The organism is Wolbachia endosymbiont of Leptopilina clavipes, from assembly GCF_006334525.1.
Lineage (GTDB): Bacteria > Pseudomonadota > Alphaproteobacteria > Rickettsiales > Anaplasmataceae > Wolbachia.
Map to the genome: position 1 here is coordinate 1 of NZ_QJHA01000014.1, position 17804 is coordinate 17804.

16 protein-coding genes and 2 pseudogenes are annotated in these 17804 nt (G+C 33.9%); 7 read left to right on the plus strand and 11 right to left on the minus strand.

Annotated elements, in window-relative coordinates; translation table 11 throughout:
* The 4 genes from OUY_RS01300 to OUY_RS01315 form a co-directional block, all read left to right on the plus strand.
* On the plus strand, window positions 1-651 hold a 651-nt coding region (locus OUY_RS01300; protein WP_139686486.1), incomplete at its 5' end, for an integrase core domain-containing protein.
* Between the two features lie 79 nt (window positions 652-730).
* Entirely contained in the window at window positions 731-1441 is a 711-nt protein-coding gene (locus OUY_RS01305; RefSeq protein ID WP_139686487.1) for a hypothetical protein, read from the plus strand.
* The gene (locus OUY_RS01310) at window positions 1410-2051 is read left to right on the plus strand and encodes a hypothetical protein (protein ID WP_139686488.1); all 642 of its coding nucleotides are present in this window, start codon (window positions 1410-1412) and stop codon (window positions 2049-2051) included. Before OUY_RS01305 ends, OUY_RS01310 begins: the two co-directional genes overlap by 32 nt.
* Window positions 2052-2275: 224 nt before the next feature.
* Window positions 2276-2887, plus strand: coding sequence for a hypothetical protein (locus OUY_RS01315; protein WP_139686489.1), 612 nt, complete (start codon window positions 2276-2278; stop codon window positions 2885-2887).
* Here the strand turns inward: OUY_RS01315 and OUY_RS01320 are convergent.
* Both OUY_RS01320 and typA read right to left on the minus strand, forming a co-directional pair.
* Window positions 2880-4106 (minus strand): CCA tRNA nucleotidyltransferase, encoded by a 1227-nt coding sequence (locus tag OUY_RS01320; RefSeq protein ID WP_139686490.1) that lies wholly within the window; start codon window positions 4104-4106, stop codon window positions 2880-2882. The genes OUY_RS01315 and OUY_RS01320 overlap by 8 nt on opposite strands.
* Before the next feature lie 331 nt (window positions 4107-4437).
* On the minus strand, window positions 4438-6267 hold the full coding sequence (gene typA / locus OUY_RS01325; protein ID WP_007302691.1) for a translational GTPase TypA: 1830 nt from the start codon (window positions 6265-6267) through the stop codon (window positions 4438-4440).
* A 221-nt stretch (window positions 6268-6488) separates the two neighbouring features.
* On the opposite strand from typA, the gene gltX reads away from it, so the two are divergent.
* Window positions 6489-7838, plus strand: a complete 1350-nt coding sequence (gltX, locus tag OUY_RS01330; RefSeq protein ID WP_139686491.1) for a glutamate--tRNA ligase — start codon at window positions 6489-6491, stop codon at window positions 7836-7838.
* A gap of 186 nt (window positions 7839-8024) precedes the next feature.
* Here gltX and holA read toward each other — a convergent pair whose 3' ends face one another.
* The 5 genes from holA to OUY_RS01355 all read right to left on the minus strand — a co-directional run bounded on the left by holA (window position 8025) and on the right by OUY_RS01355 (window position 11367).
* Window positions 8025-9044, minus strand: a complete 1020-nt coding sequence (gene holA / locus OUY_RS01335; protein WP_139686492.1) for a DNA polymerase III subunit delta — start codon at window positions 9042-9044, stop codon at window positions 8025-8027.
* A gap of 5 nt (window positions 9045-9049) precedes the next feature.
* Window positions 9050-9232 carry a hypothetical protein gene (locus OUY_RS01340; RefSeq protein WP_015588477.1) on the minus strand — a complete coding sequence of 61 codons (183 nt, stop codon included), beginning with the start codon at window positions 9230-9232 and terminating at the stop codon, window positions 9050-9052.
* A 114-nt stretch (window positions 9233-9346) separates the two neighbouring features.
* Complete coding sequence (locus OUY_RS01345) at window positions 9347-10156, minus strand: metal ABC transporter permease (RefSeq protein ID WP_007302687.1); 810 nt, start codon at window positions 10154-10156, stop codon at window positions 9347-9349.
* Window positions 10150-10497, minus strand: coding sequence for an Mth938-like domain-containing protein (locus tag OUY_RS01350; protein WP_017532635.1), 348 nt, complete (start codon window positions 10495-10497; stop codon window positions 10150-10152). Before OUY_RS01350 ends, OUY_RS01345 begins: the two co-directional genes overlap by 7 nt.
* 3 nt (window positions 10498-10500) lie before the next feature.
* Window positions 10501-11367, minus strand: coding sequence for a 4-(cytidine 5'-diphospho)-2-C-methyl-D-erythritol kinase (locus tag OUY_RS01355; RefSeq protein ID WP_010406717.1), 867 nt, complete (start codon window positions 11365-11367; stop codon window positions 10501-10503).
* Window positions 11368-11441: 74 nt separating this feature from the next.
* Between OUY_RS01355 and OUY_RS01360 the strand changes: the two genes are divergently transcribed.
* Window positions 11442-14711 carry a UvrD-helicase domain-containing protein gene (locus OUY_RS01360; RefSeq protein WP_139686493.1) on the plus strand — a complete coding sequence of 1090 codons (3270 nt, stop codon included), beginning with the start codon at window positions 11442-11444 and terminating at the stop codon, window positions 14709-14711.
* A 59-nt stretch (window positions 14712-14770) separates the two neighbouring features.
* Here the strand turns inward: OUY_RS01360 and OUY_RS01365 are convergent, their stop codons facing one another.
* From OUY_RS01365 to OUY_RS01380, 4 genes and pseudogenes are all read right to left on the minus strand, one after another.
* Complete coding sequence (locus tag OUY_RS01365) at window positions 14771-15172, minus strand: cytochrome c-type biogenesis protein (RefSeq protein ID WP_010401557.1); 402 nt, start codon at window positions 15170-15172, stop codon at window positions 14771-14773.
* Complete coding sequence (locus OUY_RS01370; RefSeq protein WP_010401559.1) at window positions 15156-16169, minus strand: hypothetical protein; 1014 nt, start codon at window positions 16167-16169, stop codon at window positions 15156-15158. The genes OUY_RS01365 and OUY_RS01370 overlap by 17 nt, the downstream gene beginning before the upstream one ends.
* A 5-nt stretch (window positions 16170-16174) precedes the next feature.
* On the minus strand, window positions 16175-16522 hold the full coding sequence (locus OUY_RS01375) for a ferredoxin family 2Fe-2S iron-sulfur cluster binding protein (protein ID WP_006013713.1): 348 nt from the start codon (window positions 16520-16522) through the stop codon (window positions 16175-16177).
* A 272-nt stretch (window positions 16523-16794) separates the two neighbouring features.
* Window positions 16795-17463, minus strand: a pseudogene (locus OUY_RS01380) (integrase core domain-containing protein); the annotation flags it as partial.
* A gap of 75 nt (window positions 17464-17538) precedes the next feature.
* On the opposite strand from OUY_RS01380, the pseudogene OUY_RS01385 reads away from it, so the two are divergent.
* Window positions 17539-17804 (plus strand): annotated as a pseudogene (locus OUY_RS01385) (helix-turn-helix domain-containing protein); the annotation flags it as partial.

Below are 17804 nucleotides of genomic sequence, written 5' to 3' on the forward strand. Positions count from 1 at the left end.
AAGGCTAAGGAAGAAAAAGAGGCCCATGGAGAAATTGAAACAGAGCATCCAGGATACTTAGGTAGCCAAGACAGTTATTATGTTGGTAATATCAAAGGTATTGGACGAATTTACCAGCAAACCTTTGTTGATACCTATTCCAGAGTTGCTTTTGCTAAGCTTTACACAGAAAGGACTGCTATCACAGCTGCAGATCTTCTTAATGATAGGGTAGTACCGTTCTTTGATGAACAGAAAGTATCATTGCTACGTGTTTTGACGGATCGTGGTACAGAGTATTGTGGCAGACCTGAAAATCACGCTTACCAGCTATATTTAGGGGTAGAAAATATTGATCATTCTCGAACCAAAGCTCGTTCTCCACAGACTAATGGCATATGTGAAAGGTTCCACAGAACTATGCAAGATGAATGTTACAATATTATCTTTAGAAAGAAAATTTACACCTCTTTGGCAGAACTTCAGTTAGACGTAGACCATTGGGTGCATTCTTACAATAGATCTAGACCGCATTCAGGTAAATATTGCTATGGTAAGACTCCTATGCAAACCTTTTTTGATAGTATGCATATTGCTTATCAGAAAAATATTGATAGCATTAAACAGGATGCTGATTTTGGTTTTGACTTTGTTAATTCTTCTGTCAGTTAATTCATGCTTGTCAGATTAAGTCTAGACTATTACATGGAATAAATGGGCAGAGAATATCCTACACCACAATAAAGTTATTGTGAATAATGGAGTTCAAACTGATGCTCCCGAAGTAGTAGATCAAAGTGTTCAAATTTCTGAAGTTGTAGCACAAGAGGTCCAAAGTAAAATAATTAGTGAAGGTAAAACTACATTTAAAGATACAGAAATTCAGACTGAATTTGTTGAGACAGAGGATAAGAATGAAAAATTAAAGGAGCAACTGGAAGGTGTAAGTCAGGCACTCGAAGCATTTATTGGGCTCTGTAATAATCAAGCACAGCAGATTGGAAGCTTACAATCAGGAAATGATTTCTTAGGAGAGAAAAATAGAGAGTTAAAGTCTAAACTTGCAGAACTTGAAAAGAGTTATAAAGAATTAGCAGAAGTTGCACGAAAAAGAGGAGAAGAATTTTTAGTACAGTTGAAGAAAAAGTCTGAAGAGATATTACATTTGCAGAAAGAATTAATTGAGCGCAATAAAGAATTTGCAAATAAAATAGAAACGCTCTCAGTAAAGGTAGAAGAAAAAGACGCGAAAATAGGCATTTTAACGCAATTAAATAAAGCATTAGAACAAAAGGAAAAGGAAATGGAGAATAAAAAGAACGAACAACAGCAAATTATAATTGAAGAAGAGAAAAGAATAAGGGAAAAAGATAATTTAATAAAGTCATTTCATGAAAATAAAGATATAAATGAAACTGCGAGGAAAGAGAATGAAAAGCTACGAGTGCAAAACAGAACTTGAGAATGAAGTTAGTAAGTTAAAAGACGAATCTGATGCTAAAATAAAGCAATTAGAAAATCAACTTAAGGAGAAACAAGCAGAATTCAAACAAGCTGAGGAAAAAATACTAAATTTAGAAAAAAAATTGGAAAGTGCTCAGCAACAATTAGTGCAAGAAAAAACTAATCTAAAAGATGAATTAAAGGATTCAAGTAGTAAACTAAATGCTGCTGAAATAAAGAAAAAAGAATTAGAAGATGAAGTTAACGAATTGAAAGAAAAAGCTAAGGGAAAAGATGCTGAAGTAGAGAATCTTAAACAACAATTAGAGAAAGAAAAGACTAATCTAAATACCATTGAAAAAGAGAAAAAAGAATTAGAAAGTGAAGTTGACAAATTGCAGGAAAAATCACAGAAATTAGAAGAAAGTAACGTTGAAATAAAGAAACAAAAGGCAGATTTGGAGGGAAAATTAAAATCTTCACAAGGGGAAAATAAAAAGTTACAAAAACAAGTTGAACATCTGAGTCAAGAACGAGAAAAAGCAACAAGTATCGCAATATCTTCTGTTGAAAATAATGTAGAAACACTTAGTGAAACATTAAAAATCAACAGATTGAAAGTTCAATAGCTGAAGATGGACCACAAGAGTTAAAAGAAAAGTCAAATAATGTTGATACAAAATTAGAAGGGATTGATGAAAAAACTAAAGCACAAGCAAAAACTAAAGAGGTAGATAAAGTTAGTACAGTATCTATTGCAAAATCAACTACTTATTCTATAATTCCAAAGAGTTTATCTAAGCTTCGCGGGAATGAGGATCTCAAGAGCTTTTTATCTAAGAAAAATGAGGAGTTGAAAAAAGGTTTTCCTGAATTTAAAGAAAAACACTTTTGCCATAACGTGTTTGAGAAAACTATACAATCTCTACCATATCAAAATGGTTATAAATTTAAAAGTGATAAGTTACTTGCACTGTTGGAAGAGAATTTGGTTAAATCTGGAAAAGAGATCATAGAAGATCGGGTTAAACAAGTTGTTACACGAGTTTTTGAACAAGAGATTAAAAAAAATTCTGTCATAAAGGTATCTTCTGTTCAAAAGTGCGCAAAAGAGTTGTATTTAAATGAAGAAGATAGTAAATCAATACTAAATTCTTTCACAGATTTTTTGGCTAACAGAAATAATAGCAATAATGACTCAGTCAAAGAATTTATTGTGAAGGAGTTAATAAAAGCTGAAATGAAATGTTTTTCATATAAGATTCAGGGATTACAACTGGCATCAAGTATAAGAGATACATTTTTATCCCCAAATCAGGGAATGTGTAATCAGACTCAAGGAGGAGTAAACGAGTATCAATTAACAAAGAAAGCTAAAGAAAAATACAAATTAACACCTAATCCTTCCATGAGTCACACTAATAGCACTCCGGTAAGTGTGAAGCAAGAAGCAATGTCTAGATAAAACTTTTAGCATAAAGTATCAACTCCTCCTTTGTTAAAGTGTAGGAGCTGTCTTCCCAGTGTTGTCGTAGCAATTCCAAGTTTCTACCTAAATTTTTTCCTGGTTGATGACCTATAGTTATTAAATCATCACCAGATAAAGGAAATTTTGGAATGTTAAACATCTTAGCAAATGAAATATACTCATCAACATTTATTCCAGACTCAATACCACAAATCTTCATTAAGTCACAATATAATTCCTTACCAAATAAAGATATGTATTTCTTTTGCTCTTTTTCTGAAAGCTCTGTTTTGATATTGTTTGATAATAAAAATAATATTTTTTTCTTTTGCTTATTTGAAAGACGTAAAAACTTGCTCACTTCTTCCCCAAGACTAACTCTATCTTCAGCAGTCCTAATAAGCAACGCTAATTTTGTTAGTGCATCGATTGTGGGATCTAGGAAAGGCGTATGGCCATACGCTGAGGGTTTTGTAGGAGGTTTAGTGTTGATAAGAAGTGGTGAAGATAAAATTTCGCATTTTACTTCTTTTGGAATAATTTTTTGTAAAACATCAGATTTTTGCATGCTCTTAAGTGTTGGAGCAGGATCATTGCATTCCAAGAGTTTAAATATTTCTTCTCTTATTCTCTCTCCAGAGAGGTTTTGAATCATGTGCGAATGCTTTTTGCACACATCCAATATTTCATCACTTAAATCTCCTATGCATATTTTAGCGTGAAAACGAAACGCTCTTAAAATACGTAGATAGTCTTCCTTAATCCTATCTTCAGCGTTACCTATAAAGTTTAACTTTCGTGCTTTTAAGTCCTGAATGCCACCAAAGTAGTCGTATATATGGCCATATTTGTCTGCATAAAGAGCATTAAACGTAAAGTCGCGCCTTGAAGCATCAGCTTGCCAATCATTAGTAAATTCTACCTTCGCATGTCTACCGTTACACTTTACATCATGCCTTAGCGTTGTAATCTCAAAGGATCTTTTATTTAAAATCGCAGTAATAGTTCCATGTTTTAAGCCAGTTGGAATAGTTTTTATATTACGGAGTTTTAACGCTTTAACTGCTTGATTAGGCAGCAGATTAGTAGCAAGATCGATGTCGTGAATGTCACGCTGTAAAATTGAATCTCTAACACATCCACCAACAAGCCTTGCCTCACCACCAAATTTCTCTATGGCCTCAATAATTACACTAGTTTCGTGATCAATTTGCATTTAGGTTACACATACTGAAAATCATGTTACAAAAAATGCGAAACTTTTGCAAAAATCCTCATATAAAAATATATAGGCAGGAGAGTGGTAAAATAAGAGGGTAAAGTGATAGAGTAAGTCTACAACAAATCCAGTGCCTAGAAACTTATAAGTATAAAAGTAATGTTAAAATACAATGTTTTCGATGATTATAAAAAGCTGGATGAGCTACTTGCATGACACCTTTGTAGCCTTCTCTTGTCATCCCAGTACCTGCTCAAGTAACTGACACTGGTTCCCTTTATGATGGTGTTATCCGAGTAGCTCATCCAGCTTTTATCAGGAACGTTGATTACTCTTTATTCTTCGCCCTTCCTGCACGTTTACGTTCATTTGGATCGAGGAACTTCTTACGCAAACGTATAGATTTTGGAGTTACTTCTACCAATTCATCATCGTCTATATATGCTATCATATCCTCCAGTGTCATTATTTTTGGTGGAGTAAGCTTTATAGCTTCATCGCTACCTGAAGCTCTTACGTTTGTTAATTGCTTACCTTTAAGTACATTTATTTCTAAATCATTGTCACGACTATGCTGACCGACAATCATACCACAATATACCTTATCTTGTGGCTTAACAAACATAATTCCCCTATCTTGCAGATTGAAAATTGCATACGCTACTGCTTCGCCTTTGTCTGTTGAAATTAAAACCCCATTACGCCTTCCGGAAATTGAACCTTTATGTGGAGCATAACTGTGAAATAAACGGTTGATTATACCAGTGCCGCGAGAATCAGTTAAAAATTCTCCTTGATAGCCAATTAATCCCCTTGATGGCACTAAAAATGTCAACCTAGTTCTGCCACTACCAGAAGGTCTCATGTCAGTTACTTCACCTTTTCGAAAGCTAAGTTTTTCCATGATGATTCCACTATACTCATCATCTACATCAATTACTACTTCCTCTATAGGTTCAAGTTTTTTGCCATCTTCTTCTTTAAACAGCACTCGAGGCCGTGAAACTGAAAGTTCAAAACCTTCCCTTCTCATATTTTCAATCAGTACCCCAAGCTGCAACTCACCACGTCCACCTACTTCAAATGCTTCACCACTTGGAGCCAAAGTTACAGTAATTGCAACGTTTGTTTCTGCTTCTGCATATAAACGATCTTTTATAACAGTTGAGGTAAGTTTTGTTCCCTCTTGCCCAGCAAAAGGTGAGTCATTCACGCTTATAGTAATCGCCATTGTTGGCGGGTCAACTGGAGTTGAGCTGATCGCAGTTGTAACTTCTGGTGCTGCTATAGTGTCTGAAACTGAAGCTTTCTCAAGTCCTGCAATGGCAATGATATCACCAGCTACAGCTTGCTCTACTGGAACGCGTTTTAAGCCAGAAAATGAGAGTAACTTAGTTAATCTCCCTCGCTCAACCACTTGACCATCAAGATCAATTACCTTAAGATCTGAGTTAACTTGCGCGATTCCTTGGTAGATCTTTCCTGTCAATATTCTGCCAAGAAATTTATCAGATTCAAGTAAAGTAACTAGCATAGCAAAAGGTGCATTTTGATCATAAACGGAAGGTTTTATGTAATCTATCACCGTTGAAAATAATGGGCTTAAATCTTTTCTCTCATCAGATAGCTCCTTAGCACACCAACCATTTCTACCTGAAGCATAGAGTACTGGAAAATCTAGTTGCTCGTTGGTTGCATCAAGGTTAAAAAATAACTCATATATTTCATTTAGTACTTCATCAATTCTGCTATCTGGTCGATCAACCTTATTGATTATCACAATCGGTTTTAAATTTGCCTTTAGTGCTTTTGACAACACAAACTTAGTCTGTGGCATTGGACCTTCTGCAGCATCAACCAGTAGTAATACACCATCTGCCATGCAGAGCACCCTTTCCACTTCTCCACCAAAATCCGCATGTCCTGGTGTATCAATGATATTGATTTTCTCATCACCCCACATTATTGACGTACATTTTGCAAGTATTGTAATCCCACGTTCGCGTTCTTGATCACCACTATCCATCACTCGTTCTTGAACTTCTTGATTCTCACGAAACGTGCCACTTTGTTTTAACATGTTATCAAGTAAAGTAGTTTTTCCGTGGTCAACGTGTGCAATTATTGCAATATTGCGGATTGATTTAAATTCACTCATTTCTTATCATTTCAAATTTAATTTAATAACAAGTATACGTATAATATATTTAGAGTAAATAACTAAAGCCGTGCTTTCAGAGTATTTTAGGCAGATCATGGAACTCTAACAAAAAGGTTTCATGTTCGCTGTACTTTGTAGCAACTAACACCAAGACAAAGAAGAATCTTGCTTTAGCAGTACATTTATATACAATTAAATAAACTAAAGTAATCATTTAAATGCTAACAAGATTCGCTCCAAGCCCAACTGGCTACCTACATGTAGGAAACATACGCACTGCACTCATTTGTTGGATGTACACACGTAATCAAAATGGAAAATTTTTACTACGTTTTGATGATACTGATCTTGAGCGTTCAGATATCAAATATGTAGATAATATCATAGAAGACCTAAAATGGATTGGCATAAACTGGAATTCAAGTTTTAAGCAATCAGAGCGTTTTGAGCGCTATAACGAGGTGTTCTTACAGTTAATGAAAGAAGGTCATATTTATGCATGTTATGAAACAAGAGAAGAATTAGACACTAAACGAAAATTGCAATTAAAACAAGGTCTTCCCCCTGTTTACGATAGAGGTGCGTTGCTTCTAACTGAGCAAGAGAAAATTCGTTATGAGCAAGAAGGACGAAAACCACATTTCAGATTTAAATTGAATAGAAACGAAATTGTAAAATGGAATGATGAAGTTAAAGGTGAAATAAATATTGCAACAATTCACATTAGCGATCCTGTGGTAAAAAGAGAAGATGGAATTTATACATACATGTTACCTTCTGTTGTTGATGATGTTGACTTTAATGTAACCCATGTTGTACGCGGGGAAGATCATGCAACTAATACCGCAGTTCAGATCCAAATTATTAAAGCATTAAAAGCGAAAATTCCTATATTTGCTCACCTTCCCCTACTACATTTTGATGATAGCAAGATATCGAAACGGAAAGGTGGGTTGGATATTAAGTCCATAAGAGAAGATGAGATTGAGCCAATGGCGCTAATTAGCTATTTAGCAAAACTTGGCACATCTGATCCGATAGAAGCTCATGTTGATATGCAGTCTTTAATTAACTCATTTGATATTAAAAAATTTAGCTCAGCATCTGCACAATTCAGCTTGAGTGAAATGTATAAGCTAAATAGCAAAGTGCTGCAACAAATGCCATTTGAAATGGTGCAAGATCGTTTAAGTCAAATTGGCTCAGAGTTTTGGTATTTTATAAGGAGTAATATAGAAAAGTTTTCTGAGGTGGCCAAATGGTGGAAAACATGCAAATTTGGTATAGAGCCTGTGGTTCTTAATAAAGAGTTTATAAAAATAGCGCTAAGTTCATTGCCTAAAGGTGATTGTAATGAAAACACATTATCAGAGTGGGTTAAAAATATTCGACAGACAGTTGATATAAAGGCAAAAGATCTATTTATGCAGTTGCGCCTCGCTTTAACAGGAACAGAAACAGGTCCAGAACTCGCTAAATTATTAATTTTTATCGGTAGAGAGAGCATTGTTGCAAGGTTAGAAGAAAATCATACAAAAGGTTTAAATGCACCGAATGTATTTGAATGACACCAATAAGCATTGTTCAGGAAATGTGAAAATATTAGATTTCTTGTCATTCCAGTGCTTGACACTGGAATCCATAATCTTGCCAAAACGTTGTATTTTAAAATAACTTCTACACATATCCCATATTTCTGGATCCCAGTGTCAGCTACTTTCATGACAACATTTAGTTGTTTTTTCTCGTCTACCTTATTTTACTACTCTGCTGAACGAATAACACCAATAGTTAATCTCATGCTGAAAGATCATTTTATGGTCCAAGTCAGTTCTTTTACAAGTCACTTCCAAGCTCATCAAATTTTCTAAGATCTTCTTAAGTTCTGAAAGTTGCAAACTTTTCAAATGAGATTTAAAACTCTTCAATTGTTTGAAGAACAATGGAGGACTCAGCTGGTCAATTGCAGCTTGTTCATTCATTCCATTTTGTATTAACAGCAAAACGCTTTCTAGCCGTAGAAAATAATTTGATATAATACGGATTAATGCTATCGGTGAAAAATTCTCTTGTAATATCAATACATCGGAAATTTTGATGAATTGTCCCATGTCTTTACTCACTATTGCAGAGCACAGATTATCAAGTGTAACATAATCATTGCCGGAGGTTGAAAAGCATAGATCTATATCAGCAAGTTTAAGATCTTTTCTTTTTCCTAGATATAAAACTAATTTTTCAAGCTCTGAATATATAGGCAGTTTGCTATGATTAAAATAAGACTGCAAGTGGTAGATTATCTCACTTGTGCACTCTATATCATTTTGTTTCAAGTAACTTGATATAATATCACAAAGATTACTACCGCTATCCTTATAGCAGGTAATGACACCGAAAATTTTTGAGCTTTCCATATAACTTTTAGTTGTAGAACTATATGGAAGATCATTTGCTATCATTACTATATAATGATCGCCTATATTATGATCCAATATGTTTCTTAACTCTTTAGATATACTTCCACTGACATTTATCAGCTTAACTAGCCTTTTTTTAGTAAACATCGAAATGTTTGCCAACTCGGAAAATAACAAGCCAGGCGACTTATTCACTACTGCAAAATCCATCACCTGAACTGAATACTCATTCAAGTTGGCAATTATTTCCTGTACAAAAATATCGACCTTGCTATTGTCACTCCCATGAATTAATACACCACTTAAAGTATCGGGTTTCTCAAGGAATTTTTTAACTTTAGATGGCGTGATCCTCATGCCATCTATATTATATTATCACTACTTGGTGGTACATCATTTGATTGCACATCAGTTTCCAACAATTCCGAGCTTTCTTGATTTGCTGTATTCTGCATATCATCAGACACTTCTTTCTTTCCCGTAACATAATTATAAAAATTTTTTATAGGCTGTCCTATATATCTAGAAAAAAATCCTTCGGCCATATCTTTCACTCCACAAATTAACAATTAGCACATAAAAACAACGTAGCAAAAACTACTTTACGCTCAGATAGTTACACTCATTTGTTAATGAATTATGAACTTCCGAGACCAAAATTAAGTCGATCTACTTAACACCAATCTTATAAAATAAGCAATGATTAAATACACAGCTGCGATAAGTATAATTGCAGGTCCAGTTAATAAGTCAAAACTTGCAGATAATATCAAACCTGATACTCCAGAAATCACAGAAAAAACTGTTGCAACAATAATCATTTGCATTGGAGTTTTTGAAATGAGTCTTGCTGATGCGGCAGGTATTAACAAAAATGCAGCAATGAGTAATATTCCTATTAATTGAGCAGAAATTGCAATAAAGATAGCGAGTATAATCAAAAATTCTAGCCTAACAAAATTAACATGTACTTTCTCAACTGTTGCCAAATCTTGATTAATCGAAATCATCAGCCAATAGCGCCATCTAAATATTAATATCAAAGTAACTATTACGGAGGTTAGAAAAATTGATATTATATTACTTTGGTCAATCATTAATATGTCACCAAAAAGTGAGCTAATAATACTATTATTACCCGATGGAAGAAAAGACATAAGTATTAAACTCGATGATAAAACTACATTGGTAACTATGTTCAATATCGTATCAGCAGAGTATAATTTATTAAAATTAAGAGAAAGTAGTATAGCAAACATAATTGCAATGAGCATTATACTTACCGATGGGCTGATATTAAAGATCAAAGCAAGTGCAATACCAAGCAATGAAGAATGGGACAAACTATCACCTAAATACGATAACCTTTGCCATATCATAAATGACCCTAGAGCTCCTGTGACTAGGCTAATCATAATTACCGCAATTAGACTGTTTATAAAAAAACTCTGTGTAAATATCTCTAACATGCTATCAGATAACTGACAACAAATCTATCTTCAGATATTAAAACGTTATGGGTTCTGCATGCAGAACCCGTCGTCATAAATTCAAAATTTAAATTCTTTTGCTCCATAAGATAAGACTTCATTGAACAATCGCGTATCTTACCAGTACCTATTATCAAAATCTCTATTTCCTCTGTTAAAAAAGATTTAAAATACTCCTTGTTATTTATATCACTTTCTTTCAATTTAATCACCTTTTCAGGAAAAATTATAATTGAGCCATGATATTCTTGATTATTTACCCAAAATCTTTCTTCCCTGTAACCATCTATAAGATTTTTCTTCTTGGAAATTAAGGGCATAAATCAAACCATTAATTCCGTGTCGCACACCCACCATTCTGGATATTCCTTTTTGATATTTGCCGCTGCAGCTTTTGCACTTTCTTCACTATCAAACATTCCAAAACACCCTACACCACTACCTGACATACGAGAAAGTATAGAGCCTTCTTGTGACTCTAGTGTTGATATTACATTCTGAATTTCAGGTACAAGACTTATTGCTGCTTCTTGCAGGTCATTTTTTGTCTCTTTAAGAAGCTCTAACAAATTCTCCTCAGTGTTATCACTCCACTTAATTGGCTGAGAGAAATCCTCTTTATACTTGGAAAATACTTCTGATGTATTCAAAAACTTTTTTTTTGGTTTCACAAGTACCAGACTTATGGGTAAAGAGCATTGTTTAATGGGACATAATTCCTCACCAACACCTCTAACAAAAACTGGCTTACTATCTACACTTGCAGGCACATCAGCACCAACGCTTAAAGCTATATCATTTAAAATTTGCCTATCAATGTTCCAAAGCTCTCCCAGCATGCGTATCACAGCTCCAGCATCTGAGGAACCACTACCAAATCCCGCAGCAATTGGTACATTTTTTACAACCTTCACAGTGACTTTAGTGCGTACAGGAGCATGCCTAAGCAGTAGACTCAATGCTTTCGTTATAGTATTATATCGATAATTTATTTTAAACTCAGAGTTTACAAATTGAACTGTAGAGTTATCATATCTAAAGTTTTTTTCTCCTACTTTTATCTCTAAAAAATTAGAAAGTTTAGCAAAGACAACCAAACTTTCAATTAAATGATACCCTCTTTCTTCTCTATTTATAATATGTAAAAAAAGATTGATCTTTGCAGGAGCCTTTACACAAAAACTTTCCATCTGTATATCTTCACTAACACTATCTTATTTACTATACTTGAAATGCCACTTCAGTCAAACTTTATACACTCCTAATGAGATCAAATACCATAAATCCTAACTTCTCTGTATGGGTAAGTGCATCAGCTGGTACAGGTAAAACAAAGATCTTAATAGACAGAGTATTAAGACTTCTATTAGAGAATAAGAGAAATATTCTCTGCTTAACATTTACCAATGCTGCAGCAAATGAAATGGAGGATCGCATTTACAGTACACTTAGTAAGTGGGCAATATGTCCAGAGGGTATATTGGTCACAGATTTAGAACAATTAGCCCAGTGTGTGACCAGAGAAAATAAAGATTATTTAACAAGAGCAAGAAGGCTTTTTTCTGAACTGGAAAATATTGGTCTTAATATTCAAACTATACACGCCTTTTGTTACAAATTAATCTCCAGCTTTCCTACAGAAGCTGGTATCGCTCCAAATTGTACGTTGAGCGAATGTAAAGAATTGCATTCCATCGTATTTGAAAAAACGCTTCATAATGAAACTGTGCAGGACGATATAAATATCATTGCAGCTGAAATTGATGAAAACAAGCTGAGTGATTTACTCTATACCTTATGTATAAAGAGATCAGCTCTAGAAAATAATTTAGGGTATATCAAAGATAAACTAAGTGCCCCAGATAAGATTCACGATTTACAGAGTGAAACGATTGAGCAGATAAAAAGATTAGCTAAAATATTAAGTGAGGGCAGCAAAAGAGATCAGAGTTACAGTGCGATACTTTATGATTGGTGTAATAGCACAAAATCGTCCGTACCAAATGTTGTCATCCCAGTAGCTGACACTGGGATCCAGAAAAAAAGAAATATGGATCCCAGTGTCAGCTACTGGGATGACAACAAGATAGAGAACTTAGCTAAAGTATTTCTCAAATCAGAATCGTACGAAAAAAAGAGCATATCATCCATTATAACAAAGGGTGCTTTGGAAAAATTTGAAGACGTAGAGCAAATGATAGAAAGCATTCAAAATGCATTGTTTACCCATGTAAAGGATATAAATCCTTATCAAATATTCGCAAGAACCAGTAGTTTACTTAGTATATTTAAAGTATATGTTGATCTATATAATAGTGAAAAATCAAAGAATGCACTGCTTGATTATGATGATATCATCAATTTAGCAACAAATCTCCTTAGCAATCCAGGCTATAAAGATTGGATATTGTTTAATCTAGATCAAAAAATAGACCACATTCTTGTTGACGAGGCACAAGACAATAGTATCAGTCAATGGAAAATTATAACAAATCTCTGCAATGAATTTTTTACCGGTGGTGACGAAAAGAGAACTTTATTCGTTGTTGGAGATGTAAAACAATCAATTTACAGATTTCAAGGAGCAAATCCCCATCTATTTAATTACATGCAGCAATATTTTCACACGAAAACCGGTGGCAGAGATTGGGTATCATGTCAACTTGAAAAGTCATTTCGCTCAACTCCAGAAGTTTTGATGCTTGTAGACAGAATATTTAACAATTTTCGTGAAGAAATATCTTTCAATGATAACAAGATAAAACATATTCCATATAGAGAAAACGATCAAGGGTACATTGAAATCTGGCCGTTACTGCCAAGGTATAAAGAGGAAGAGCAGCAAGCCTTACAAATTCATTTAATACAGAGGAAAGATTATGTAGTAACAGATCGATTACTTGCTCAGGCAATAGCCCAAAGAATTCACAATTGGTTAAACGAAGGGCGGATTTTAGTCGCCAAAGATCGTCATATAGAACCAAGGGATATTATGATTTTGGTACGGCAGCGAAATGTGTTAGTTGATTACATAATAAGTGAACTAAAAAAAGTAAATGTACCAGTTATAGGCCGAGATTATTTTAGAATTATGGATTACATAGCTGTGCAGGACTTAATAGCTTTAGCTGAATTTTTGCTCCTCCAGGCAAATGATCTTGCTCTTGCAAATGTTTTAAAATCACCGCTATTTAACTTTACTGAGGACGATTTATTCAATATTGCATATAATCGTAAAGAGCAGTCATTGTGGGAAAAAATTCATGATTATCATGAGGTTATTTATAGCGAATTAAACTATCTGATTAACTTATCTCAGACAAAATCCCCTCTTACATTATTCACGCATATATTACGCACAGGTAAAAAGAAATTTGCTGCAAGGCTAGGTCTTGAGTGCTTCGAGATTCTAGACGAATTTATGAACCTCGTATCGCAATTTGAGCACCCATCTCTTCAAGCATTTGTTCAGTGGATCAAAGAAAATAATCCTGAGATTAAAAACGATATGCAATCAGAACTCAATGCTGTACGAATAATGACAATTCATAAATCAAAAGGTCTACAAGCTCCAATAGTGTTTTTAGTTGACACAAATACAGTACCAAGAAACAGCGAAAATATTTTGTTTGATGCAACGGAAGCACCATTTTGGTGTGGCAAAAATAGTAATGCTTATTGTAATCAAGTAAAAAGAGAGAGAAAACTAGAGGATTATAACGAATATTTGCGTTTGCTGTACGTGGCACTTACGCGTGCTGAAGATGAGTTATACATTTTAGGCAAAGAGCCAGTGCAAAAGGGCTCTTGGTATGATCTAGTTATTCAATATGGAGCATTATATGAGAGGAAAAAACTATACTTACAGCCGATATTTAAAGAAAAAGTTGAAGTGCTATGCATGAATGCAAACTACCCTTCTATTTATAAAAAACGTGATTATTTTGATGTTCCAGTGATTTCACCTCCATCAAACCTATCAATGTCATTGCAGCACGTAACGCTGGAACCTGGAGAAAAAAAGCCAGTGTCAAGCACTGGGATGACAGATGAGAATGCTGGAATGACAAAAAGGAGCATTGGGACGACAGACAGCTATGCAAGAGGCTTAATAATTCACAGTATATTGCAATATATGCCCAAGATAGAGAAAGACAGGAGAAAAAATTGGGTTAGGAAATATCTTGATAGCATAAACACTAGTGAAGATAAGGATGAAATTTACAGCAAAATATTAACCTTTAATGAAAAATATGATTACCTGTTCAACTTGGAGGGCAAATCAGAAATTCCACTTAGTGGAACAATTGACGGAAAACCAGTATTAGTGCGGCTAGACAGACTGTGTATAACAGAAGACAAAGCAATCATAATTGACTATAAATCACACCATAACGTTTCTATTTCCTCATCAAATGAAATAAAAAAGCAAATGTTGATCTATAAAACCTTAGTGCAAGAAGTCTACCCAGATAAGCAGGTAGAGTGCGTGGTTATTTGGATGGAAGATTTAACCTTACAATCTTTGATCTAAACTCAAATGTTCGTATAGTAGCTACTTGCATTTGTTGTAAACTCACTTTTACTCTATAGTTATCTTTTTACTACTTTATCTATTTTCTGAACTGATTTTCGTATTAGAAAACATCCAATAAGAAGAATTATAAAAGGAATAAACCATAAAATGTAGGTACTAGATTTTACAGGTGGTACAATGATAATTGAATCTCCATAAGAATTTTTTAACTCTGAAACTATTTGCTCGTTAGTATATCCATCACTGATCTTCTTGCGAATTGTCTTACGCATACCATATGCAACTTGAGACTCAGATTCGGATAATAATTCACCAGAGCATACTGGACACTTTATTACTGCAAATAAGCTACTTGCTCGCTCTTCCATGCTTTCGTCTCTTAGTTTATCATCCAAAGTAAAAGCATTTATGCTTAAATGGAATATCAATGTAAAAAGTAAGCTAATTACTATTCTCATTCTTGGTGAATTGAGTGATAAAATCAGTAGTGGATAATTTTCCAATAAAGCCTGAACCTACATTATTGTCGTACTTTATTGAAAATTGAATGTCGTTATCAGTGATTTTTTCTGATAAGGAAGATATTGATTTTTCCAATTTATCTGCAGTCTTTGAATCATTAGTCACAAACGAAATTAATTCTTTATAATTTGATATGGCTACATTGATTTTATCTTCAAATGAAGATGTAACTAAATTGTAATTACTTACTCCACCATTCGCAGCAATAGAAAAGTTATTACTCTCAATCAAAAATTTTTCTATGTTGAAATTAATCTTAGAAGCTGAAATATGGTTTACAAATTCATAATCTAATTTAGCGTCGACACTAAGGTAATTTTCAGGACTTGCAGTATGTTTATAACGGTAAGTATAAAAATCAAATTCTAGTTTAGTATTTTCATTCAGTTCTTTATCAAAGTGAAATTGAATGTAATTACTTTTATCATTCACTTCAGTTATAACACTTTGCTGATTTTCTAAAACATCACATTTTAATCCATAATCTTCGTAACGAAATGTATCTATATATTCTATTACAGTGCTATTTCTGTTGAATTTTAATGAAGATAGTAAATCATTTAGTTTAACAACAAAGTGGCTACTCACGTGTGTGTGACACTTTATATTCTTTTTCTCATCACTACGGACAGCAATGTTTACTTTATTGCTTGGTATATAGATATATACTGACTTATCAAATAATCTGTTTTTTATCACTAAAGCTTCAGATGAAACAGTTAATTGCTCATTAGAAAATTTTGGATTCGTTACACGAAAAACTAGGTTAAAAGGAAATCCCTTAAGATCATGTGAAATATCAACTTTTTCGTCATTAATGTAATCAGTTAAAAGACTTTTTACCTTAAATGCAGAAAAATACCAAAAACCACTATACGCTAGAGGGATAAACAAAGGTAAGGAGATGAGAATATAGATAAAAATTTTACGCATTCCTCTTATTTATCTAATGATATATTTCTTGTACCTCTGGGCACGGTTACGCACAAACCGTCAATATCTTTTGTGATTTTTATTTGGCATCCAAGCCTCGATGTCTCTGTTAAACCGAAAGCTAGATCCAGCATGTCATTTTCCTCATCAGATATAGGATTATGTGTTTCTACAACATCATAAAATTTTGGATCAACAATCACATGGCATGTAGAGCAAGCAAGAGAACCTTCACATGCACCTTCAAGCAGATCTGGATCACTTCTATGGGCTAAATTAAGAAGAGTTTCTCCCTCTGCAGCTTCATAACTTTTCTTACTTCCATCAGGTAAAATAAAAGTAACGGATGGCATACTATTAAAATCTCTACTAATTTCTCTATATTCTACAAATAATAACTAATATTTGCAAACTCTTTGTAATTCCATTGCCTATCTCTTGTCATCTATATTCCTATCAAGAAAGTAAGATAGATACCACCAGCATCTCACAGAGTTGCAAGTATAGAATTTTCTTAGTTTTAGATTTTACTAAATATATTACTGAATTAACATTATTAAACTTGATCTGCCATTTCTTCTGATCTTAAAGTGTAATAGTCTAGACTTAATCTGACAAGCATGAATTAACTGACAGAAGAATTAACAAAGTCAAAACCAAAATCAGCATCCTGTTTAATGCTATCAATATTTTTCTGATAAGCAATATGCATACTATCAAAAAAGGTTTGCATAGGAGTCTTACCATAGCAATATTTACCTGAATGCGGTCTAGATCTATTGTAAGAATGCACCCAATGGTCTACGTCTAACTGAAGTTCTGCCAAAGAGGTGTAAATTTTCTTTCTAAAGATAATATTGTAACATTCATCTTGCATAGTTCTGTGGAACCTTTCACATATGCCATTAGTCTGTGGAGAACGAGCTTTGGTTCGAGAATGATCAATATTTTCTACCCCTAAATATAGCTGGTAAGCGTGATTTTCAGGTCTGCCACAATACTCTGTACCACGATCCGTCAAAACACGTAGCAATGATACTTTCTGTTCATCAAAGAACGGTACTACCCTATCATTAAGAAGATCTGCAGCTGTGATAGCAGTCCTTTCTGTGTAAAGCTTAGCAAAAGCAACTCTGGAATAGGTATCAACAAAGGTTTGCTGGTAAATTCGTCCAATACCTTTGATATTACCAACATAATAACTGTCTTGGCTACCTAAGTATCCTGGATGCTCTGTTTCAATTTCTCCATGGGCCTCTTTTTCTTCCTTAGCCTTTTCTAGAGCTGTTATCTGTAATAGTTTAGACTTGATCTGACAAGCAAACAAAGTAAGATAAAAATATAGACAAGTTTTAAAGGAGTGTCAGATATGAATACAACACAAGAAAAAATACTAAAACCAAAGTTGGGATTGCTAGAACTTGCAAAGCAATTAGGAAATGTATCACAGGCGTGTAAAGTAATGGGATATTCAAGGGATACATTTATCGCTTCAAAGAACTGTATGAAACAGGAGGAGAAGAGGCTTTACACGAGATAAGCAAAAGCAAGCCATTGTATGCAAATAGAGTGTCGGAGGATATAGAAAAAGCAGTAGTTGAAATAGCAATAGAGTTTCCAGCATACGGACAAGAA

What these genes read in the sequence shown, in the direction of transcription:
- OUY_RS01310 (WP_139686488.1), top strand. Translation starts at nt 1,410, where the DNA reads ATGAAAAGCTACGAGTGCAAAACAGAACTTGAGAATGAAGTTAGTAAG.
- OUY_RS01320 (WP_139686490.1), bottom strand. Translation starts at nt 4,106, where the DNA reads ATGCAAATTGATCACGAAACTAGTGTAATTATTGAGGCCATAGAGAAA.
- typA (WP_007302691.1), bottom strand. Translation starts at nt 6,267, where the DNA reads ATGAGTGAATTTAAATCAATCCGCAATATTGCAATAATTGCACACGTT.
- gltX (WP_139686491.1), top strand. Translation starts at nt 6,489, where the DNA reads ATGCTAACAAGATTCGCTCCAAGCCCAACTGGCTACCTACATGTAGGA.
- holA (WP_139686492.1), bottom strand. Translation starts at nt 9,044, where the DNA reads ATGAGGATCACGCCATCTAAAGTTAAAAAATTCCTTGAGAAACCCGAT.
- OUY_RS01340 (WP_015588477.1), bottom strand. Translation starts at nt 9,232, where the DNA reads ATGGCCGAAGGATTTTTTTCTAGATATATAGGACAGCCTATAAAAAAT.
- OUY_RS01345 (WP_007302687.1), bottom strand. Translation starts at nt 10,156, where the DNA reads ATGTTAGAGATATTTACACAGAGTTTTTTTATAAACAGTCTAATTGCG.
- OUY_RS01350 (WP_017532635.1), bottom strand. Translation starts at nt 10,497, where the DNA reads ATGCCCTTAATTTCCAAGAAGAAAAATCTTATAGATGGTTACAGGGAA.
- OUY_RS01355 (WP_010406717.1), bottom strand. Translation starts at nt 11,367, where the DNA reads ATGGAAAGTTTTTGTGTAAAGGCTCCTGCAAAGATCAATCTTTTTTTA.
- OUY_RS01360 (WP_139686493.1), top strand. Translation starts at nt 11,442, where the DNA reads ATGAGATCAAATACCATAAATCCTAACTTCTCTGTATGGGTAAGTGCA.
- OUY_RS01365 (WP_010401557.1), bottom strand. Translation starts at nt 15,172, where the DNA reads ATGAGAATAGTAATTAGCTTACTTTTTACATTGATATTCCATTTAAGC.
- OUY_RS01370 (WP_010401559.1), bottom strand. Translation starts at nt 16,169, where the DNA reads ATGCGTAAAATTTTTATCTATATTCTCATCTCCTTACCTTTGTTTATC.
- OUY_RS01375 (WP_006013713.1), bottom strand. Translation starts at nt 16,522, where the DNA reads ATGCCATCCGTTACTTTTATTTTACCTGATGGAAGTAAGAAAAGTTAT.